The 7,388-nt window shown below is 41.7% G+C and carries 7 protein-coding genes and 1 pseudogene; 3 read left to right on the top strand and 5 right to left on the bottom strand.

Annotation, left to right across the window (positions count from 1 at the left end):
• A pseudogene (locus tag AC1DPZ_RS18405) lies at positions 1-181 on the bottom strand (bifunctional phosphoribosylaminoimidazolecarboxamide formyltransferase/IMP cyclohydrolase); the annotation flags it as partial.
• A 245-nt stretch (positions 182-426) separates the two neighbouring features.
• On the opposite strand from AC1DPZ_RS18405, the gene fabG reads away from it, so the two are divergent.
• The 3 genes from fabG (at position 427) to AC1DPZ_RS18390 (ending at position 4,080) form a co-directional block, all read left to right on the top strand.
• Complete coding sequence (fabG, locus tag AC1DPZ_RS18400; RefSeq protein WP_477406067.1) at positions 427-1,170, top strand: 3-oxoacyl-[acyl-carrier-protein] reductase; 744 nt, start codon at positions 427-429, stop codon at positions 1,168-1,170.
• 263 nt (positions 1,171-1,433) lie between these two features.
• On the top strand, positions 1,434-3,518 hold the full coding sequence (locus AC1DPZ_RS18395; RefSeq protein ID WP_477406065.1) for a hypothetical protein: 2,085 nt from the start codon (positions 1,434-1,436) through the stop codon (positions 3,516-3,518).
• Between the two features lie 133 nt (positions 3,519-3,651).
• Positions 3,652-4,080, top strand: a complete 429-nt coding sequence (locus AC1DPZ_RS18390) for an endonuclease domain-containing protein (RefSeq protein ID WP_477406063.1) — start codon at positions 3,652-3,654, stop codon at positions 4,078-4,080.
• Positions 4,081-4,225: 145 nt separating this feature from the next.
• Here AC1DPZ_RS18390 and AC1DPZ_RS18385 read toward each other — a convergent pair whose 3' ends face one another.
• From AC1DPZ_RS18385 to AC1DPZ_RS18370, 4 genes are all read right to left on the bottom strand, one after another.
• Entirely contained in the window at positions 4,226-4,525 is a 300-nt protein-coding gene (locus AC1DPZ_RS18385) for an FtsB family cell division protein (protein WP_477406061.1), read from the bottom strand.
• 150 nt (positions 4,526-4,675) lie between these two features.
• A complete protein-coding gene (locus AC1DPZ_RS18380; RefSeq protein WP_477406059.1) occupies positions 4,676-6,004 on the bottom strand; it encodes a DEAD/DEAH box helicase in 1,329 nt (442 codons plus the stop codon).
• A 213-nt stretch (positions 6,005-6,217) separates the two neighbouring features.
• On the bottom strand, positions 6,218-6,748 hold the full coding sequence (gene lspA, locus AC1DPZ_RS18375) for a signal peptidase II (RefSeq protein ID WP_477406057.1): 531 nt from the start codon (positions 6,746-6,748) through the stop codon (positions 6,218-6,220).
• 138 nt (positions 6,749-6,886) lie between these two features.
• Positions 6,887-7,388: phosphopyruvate hydratase family protein (locus AC1DPZ_RS18370; RefSeq protein ID WP_477406055.1), on the bottom strand; the 502-nt coding region annotated here is incomplete at its 5' end.

Here is a 7,388-nt window from a genome sequence, read left to right as displayed (position 1 = left end):
GGTATGAGGTAAGGTCTTCAACAGGGATTACATTTACCCCTAAATTACGGATAAAAGTTTCGGTACCACCGGTTGAATATATATTAACACCAAGGCGATTTAACTCAAGAATTATAGGCTCTAAGTTGTCTTTATAGTAAACAGAAATTAAAGCGTTTTTTATTTGAACAGACTGGCTCATTTACAGTGATTTTTTGAGCCGCAAAGGTAGTAAATTAGTAGCAAGTAGTTAGTATCAAGTAGCAAGACAAATTAAAAAAATATGCAGGGTACAAATACGCTCATTTTTAGGGGCTTAAATTGAGTAGCAAGCTACCATAACACGATTGTTATTCACCAGCTACCTGCTGCTAAATCCGTCTTGATACTAACTACTTGATACTTGATACTAAAACAACTAACTTCACCGCCCGAAATAGTACATAAATGAAATTATTAGAAGGAAAAACCGCACTTATCACCGGTGCATCAAAAGGAATAGGACGTAAAATAGCCGAAAAGTTTGCCGAGCACGGCGCTAATGTAGCTTTTACGTATTTATCATCTGTAGAAAAAGGCCAGGTACTGGAACAGGAACTGCAAAGTTTTGGCACGCAGGTAAAGGGCTACCGTTCTGATGCTTCTAAATTTGATGAAGCCGAAAAACTAATCTCAGACATAATAGCTGATTTTGGCACCTTACATATAGTAGTTAATAACGCTGGTATAACCAAAGATGGTTTGCTGATGCGCATGACCGAAGAAGCATGGGACGAGGTTTTAAATGTGAACCTTAAATCTATCTTCAATGTTACCAAAGCAGCTTCCAAGATCATGATGAAGAACCGCAATGGCGTGTTCATCAACATAAGCTCGGTTGTGGGTGTACAAGGTAATGCGGGGCAGGCTAACTATGCAGCTTCAAAAGCTGGCATCATCGGTTTCTCCAAATCAATGGCTAAAGAATTAGGCTCACGTAACATACGTACCAACGTAGTTGCACCGGGCTTCATTAAAACCGAAATGACCGAAATACTTGACCCTAAAGTGGTTGAAGGCTGGGCAGCCGCGATCCCGCTTAAACGCGGCGGCGAAACCGAAGATGTGGCAAATGCCTGCGTTTTCCTGGCATCAGATATGGCAACCTACATCACCGGGCAGGTAATTCCTGTTGATGGCGGGATGCTTTAGTTTAATTCAAAAGGAAAAAGTCAAAAAACGAAACGGCGGCCATCCTTGTTTCAGAATCTCATAGGACAAGTAGCCTGCATGCTTTACATCAAGCATGTGGGATGCAGAAGCAAGTTTGGAACAACTTATATACCAAAGAAGGCAAGCTTTCGCTTGCCTTCTTTGGTTAACAGCTATTACCTTAAAACTAATTCCGCTCATTTCACAATAATTTCGCATTTTGCAAGTGAACGTAAAACGGATAGCGTGTTACGCAAACTTATATGCAGTTTTCACTTACATGGGGTTCGGTTTCGGGATGGTGGGTACCCGCCTGTTTGGTGCTGGGGTTATTATACGCCTGGCTGTTGTACCGGCAACCTGTTAACCTGGGTAAATTTTTCAGGTATGGGCTTTCGGTTATCCGGGCGTTGGTGATATTTTTTATCGCGATGCTGCTGGTATCTCCATTAGTGAAAACCATAAAGTACAATCCGCAGAAACCATTGGTGTTAATTGCACAGGATAATTCCGCATCTATCAAGGCGTTTAAAACTCCCGGCTTTAACGCTGATAAACTTGTTACCGACCTGGCTAAATTGAAGCAGGACCTTGGCGATAAATATGATGTGCAGGAGTTTAACTTTGATAAAGACCTAAACAATGGCCTCTCCAATAAATTCAATGGCAGGCAAACCGATATAGCTAATGCCCTGCGCCAGCTGAACAACAAATTTGTAAATCAAAATATCGGTGCTTTAGTTTTGGCTACCGATGGTTTATATAACCAGGGTAACGACCCGCAATACGAAGCCAAAAACATTAAAACCAGCATCTATACCATCGCCCTTGGCGATACCGGTGCTAAACGCGATTTGCTGATAGGCAACGTAAACTATAACAAAACCGCTTTTTTAGGTAATAATTTTGAGGTGGAGGTTTTGGCTGCTGCTTACCAAAGTAAAGGCGAAAACATGCGTTTAATCGTTACCGAAGATGGCAAACAGGTTTTCGCTCAAACCATCCCGGTAGCAGGCACCGATTTAAAAAAGCTTGTTCCCATTAAATTAATGGCGGATAAAAAGGGATTAAGAAAATTTACCATCAGTATAACCCCTGTAAAAAATGAGTTATCCACCCAAAACAATACGGAAGTTATTTATGTAGATGTGTTGGACGCCCGCCAAAAGGTGCTAATGCTGTACCAAAGTGCACACCCGGATATTACGGTTATTAAACAGGCTATTGAAACCAACAGGAATTTTGAGGTAAAAACCTCGCTGTTGGCAGATATCGCTGGCATTAAACTGGCCGACTACAGCCTGATAGTACTTTACCAGGTTAATGCAGGCAGTTTTGCACCATTAAGAAATTTCATCGCCAGGAGTAAAACGCCAGTTTGGTATGTTATAGGTTCGCAAAGCGACCTGCAGACTTTTAATACCGAACAAAACGTAGTAAAAATAAGCGCGGGCCGAAGCGAAACCCAGGAAGTTTATGCCCTGCCGGAAGCTGGTTTTGCAGCTTTTACCCTATCCGATTCATCACGAAAAAAGATAAGCACTTTGCCACCCTTACTGGCGCCTTTTGGCAGCTATGGAACATCCGCAGCAACTACCATTTTATTACGGCAAAAGATTGGTGCTATAGCTACCACCTATCCCCTGCTTGCTTTTGGAGATGAGGCCGGTCGCCGCACAGCCATATTAGCGGGCGAAGGCATCTGGCGCTGGCAATTAGCCGAGTTTCAGAATTACGGCAACCGTAATGCAACCGATGAACTATTGAGCCAAACCGTACAATATTTAACGGCAAACGCCAACCGCCAGCGCTTCCGCGTATACCCGGCCCGTAATGTATTTGATGAAGGTGAAAATGTGATCCTGAACGCCGAGCTATATAACGATGCCCTCGAACTCATTAATACACCAGATGTTAAGATCGACCTGAAAAGCGTTACCGGTAAAAATTACAGTTTCCTTTTCAGTCGCTCAGGGCAAAGCTATCAGTTGGATGCAGGGACATTACCTGTTGGCGAGTACGCTTACAATGCTTCTACCCAAAACGGCAAAAGCCTGTTTAAAGCTGCCGGGCAGTTAACCGTCAAAGCCCTTAACCTGGAAACACGCCAAAGCGCGGCAAATCACCAGTTGCTAAGCTCGCTTGCTAAGCAAAGCGGCGGCCAAATGTTGCAGCCAGGCCAGGTAAGCCAACTTGCCGATATGATCCGCAAGAATGACAACATCAAAACCGTGGTATATGAAGACAAGCATTACAGCGATATTATTGATGTAAAATGGCTGTTTGTACTGATACTCCTGCTATTGAGTGGCGAATGGTTTTTAAGGAAACGTGAAGGAGAGGTTTAAGCTTAAGAAATAAGAAGTTTAATAGTGCTAAGTGGTAAAGAAGTAGCAATTCAAAAGCAACGGCCCCGTGCGATTCCCTCCCAACGGGAGGGTGCAGGGAGGGGTTTCTTAAAGCGACATAAACAGCACTCTCATGGCTAAAAAGATCATTCCATACAACCCAACTTTAAAAGCCTTAGCTCGCAAGCTCCGCAAAAACATGACTGATGGTGAATTATTATTATGGAATGAATTAAAAAACGATAAACTATTAGGGTTCGATTTTGATCGTCAACGCTTTATTGATAATTATATAGTTGATTTTTACTGTAAGGATCTAATGCTGGCTATTGAAATTGACGGCATGTCGCATAATAATGAAGAGGCATTTGCCAAAGATGAAATAAGACAGCAAAAATTAGAAAGCTTTGGAATACAATTTTTGCGTTTTACAGAATCCGAAATGAAAAACGATATGCTTAATGTGTTAAGAACTCTTGAAAGTAAAGTAATTGAAATTATTAAGGATAATCCCGCTATTAAATTACCGAAGGATTTTGACCTGGATTTATTAAAACAATAGCATTTGCTTTAATGTTACAGAAACCCCTCCCTGCACCCTCCCGTTGGGAGGGAATCGCACAAAGCCCCTGCTTTTTCCTGTTTTATTTCACAAAAAAAGCGATAGGCCTAAACCCATCGCTTTTAAAATATCTTATATCTTGATTCTACTTTTCCGTTTTCTCCGGCACTACCAGGTAAACATCCTCATTCTCTTTTTTCATGAGATATTTTTCGCGGGCGAATTTTTCCAGTTGCTGAGGGTTTGAGCTGAGTTCATTAAGCTCTTTGGTTACCTGGTCGGTTTGGGCTTTATAAAAATCACGTTCCTGGGTTAGCTTGCTTACCTGGCGGCGATATTCGTACTGCGAGAACAGGTCGTTTTTATCAAAAAATATCATCCACACTAAAAAAGCCAGCGTAACCAAAAAGAATTTATTCTTAAAAAGGTCAATTAAGCGTTTCATTGATACGAGCCCTGTGAATTTCATTTAAAGCTATTTATTTTTTTTGAGCGAAACAAGTTTTTTTTGATTCACTGGTTCATCAGTTTATTGGTGAAAAGTTTAAGACAAGCAAAGCAGTTAACCAATTGCAAAGACCAATGAACTAATGAACTACCTTCTGCCCGAAGAACGGCTTGCTCCACTCATGCCACTACTGCCGCCCGAGCGGCTATTGCCGCTGCGCTGGCCGCCGCCACCACCTGATGGTCTGCGACCACTGCCGCTCCTGCCATTGTCGCGCTTAAAACTGCCCGATCCTTTTTTTGAATCACCGGCTATCAGCCTTGCAGTCATAGCCGCCGGGCTCATTGGATACGGGTGCCCTTCTTCAACAGGAATTTCTTTAGCTATCAGTTTATGAATATCTCTTAAAAACAGGATCTCTTCCTCATCGCAAAAAGAAAGCGCTATACCATCGGCACCGGCACGGCCCGTACGGCCAATACGGTGTACATAGGTTTCGGGAATATTTGGCAACTCGTAGTTTATTACATGGGTAAGCTCATCAATATCAATACCGCGTGCGGCAATATCGGTAGCTATCAGCACACGTGTAGCACGGCTTTTAAAGTTGCTTAATGCCCGCTGACGTGCGTTTTGTGATTTGTTACCATGAATAGCTTCGGCAGTTATGCCAACGCGCACCAGGTCTTTCACCACTTTATCGGCGCCGTGTTTTGTACGGGTAAACACCAGGGCTGTTTTAATTTCTTTATCTTTTAATATGTGGATGAGCAATGATTTTTTGTCATTCTTCTCTACATAATATAATGATTGCTGTATGGTATCGGCAGTTGACGATACCGGTGTAACTTCTATCCTTTCAGGATTCGTTAATATGGTATCAGCCAGATGCTGAATTTCCTTAGGCATAGTAGCTGAGAAAAACAGTGTTTGTCTTTTTGCAGGAACTTTGGCGATGATCTTTTTTACATCGTTTACAAAGCCCATATCCAGCATACGGTCGGCCTCATCAAGTATCAGCATTTTAACATGCTCCAGGTGCACAAAGCGCTGGTTCATCAGGTCTAATAAACGACCAGGAGTTGCTATCAAAATATCAACACCCCGACGTAAAGCGTCAACCTGTGGATTTTGCGATACCCCACCAAAGATCACCAGGTTTTTTAAACCGGTATTTTTACCATAAGCCRTAAAGCTTTCGGCAATTTGTATTGCCAGCTCGCGGGTTGGTGTTAAAACCAAAGCCTTGATGGTTTTCTGCTCTTTATGAGCCATCCTGTCCTGGTACAACAACTGTAAAGTGGGTAATGCAAAAGCAGCTGTTTTACCTGTACCTGTTTGCGCGCATCCCAACAGGTCGCGGTGATTTAATACAATAGGGATGGCTTGCGCCTGTATAGGAGTTGGGGTTGTATATCCCTCAGTTTTTAAGGCCTTGAGGATAGGCTCAATTAATTTTAAATTTTCGAATGACATGATTCTTGTAAATGTGCAGATTTGCAAATTTATGATGTGCAGATGTGCTTGTAATATTATAAATTGATAATGTCCTCATGTTTTAACAAGGCATTAAATTTCTGCAAAGATACAGTTTTAATATCAGATAGTATCAAATGTGCAAATATGCAGATTTTGAGATAGGGGTTCCGATATGCAGATTTGAGATTACAAGTGTGTAATGGCGTATAATTATACTGTAACCGGCTTATCATTGGCAGCTTGCTTTTTTTCTTCCCGCTCACGCAGAAAAGCGTTTAACAGCAACATACCTACACCTACCATAATAGCCACATCAGCTACATTGAACACGCCGGTTTCAAAAATGCCAAAATTCATGTGCACAAAATCGGTTACACTGCCGTAAACGGCTCTATCATACAGGTTGCCTATGCCACCGGCCAAAATTGTTATAATACCTGCCTGGTTAAGCAGGTTAAGATTGGGTTTTAATAAAACATATAGTAACCCCCAAATAAGCGCCGCTCCCGGTAAAAGCGTAAGAATAATAAAACGCCATGGATTTTGCAGCGAATTGCCCAGGCTTAAAAAAGCACCGGTATTTTCAACCCGGGTAATGGTTAAAAAATCTTTTACAACGGTTATGATGATGGAAAAATGGATATGATCCCTTACATATATCTTGGTAACTCTGTCAAAAGCAATAATCAAAGCTAAAAGCAACAATAAGCCCAATCCACGCAAAATCCTTTTCTTGTCCATCAAAATTTTATTACCGGTATTTGTTTATAACGTAACAGGTGTTACTTAATTATCAACCAAAGATATTAGGCTGACAATAGGCTTATATAAAAAAAGAGCCACCTGCTTTTATGCAGATGGCTCTTTAATATGTTTAAATTATTTTTTGTAGAATTTAAAATCCTTACCAATGAATTTTGCATTGCTGCCCAATTCTTCTTCAATACGAAGCAATTGGTTGTATTTAGCGATCCTGTCTGAACGTGAAGCCGAACCGGTTTTGATCTGACCGCAATTTAATGCTACGGCTAAATCAGCTATGGTTGCATCTTCAGTTTCGCCCGAACGGTGGCTCATTACAGATGTATAGCCATTGGTTTGCGCTAAGGTTACCGCGTTTATAGTTTCGGTTAACGAACCAATTTGGTTTACTTTTACCAGGATGGAGTTAGCAGTATCCTCGTTAATACCACGTTGTAAACGTTTGGTGTTGGTAACAAATAAATCATCACCTACCAGCTGCACGGTTTTGCCCAGTTTTTCGGTTAACAATTTCCAGCCATCCCAATCATCCTCGGCCATACCGTCTTCAATCGAAATAACAGGATATTTGGCAACAAGCTCTGCAAGATATTCAACCTGCTCGGCACTGGTGCGGATA

It is taken from the genome of Mucilaginibacter sp. P4_G9, from assembly GCF_056400985.1.
The sequence above is the reverse complement of the archived record's forward strand: the minus strand, read 5'-3'. Positions and strand labels throughout refer to the sequence as shown.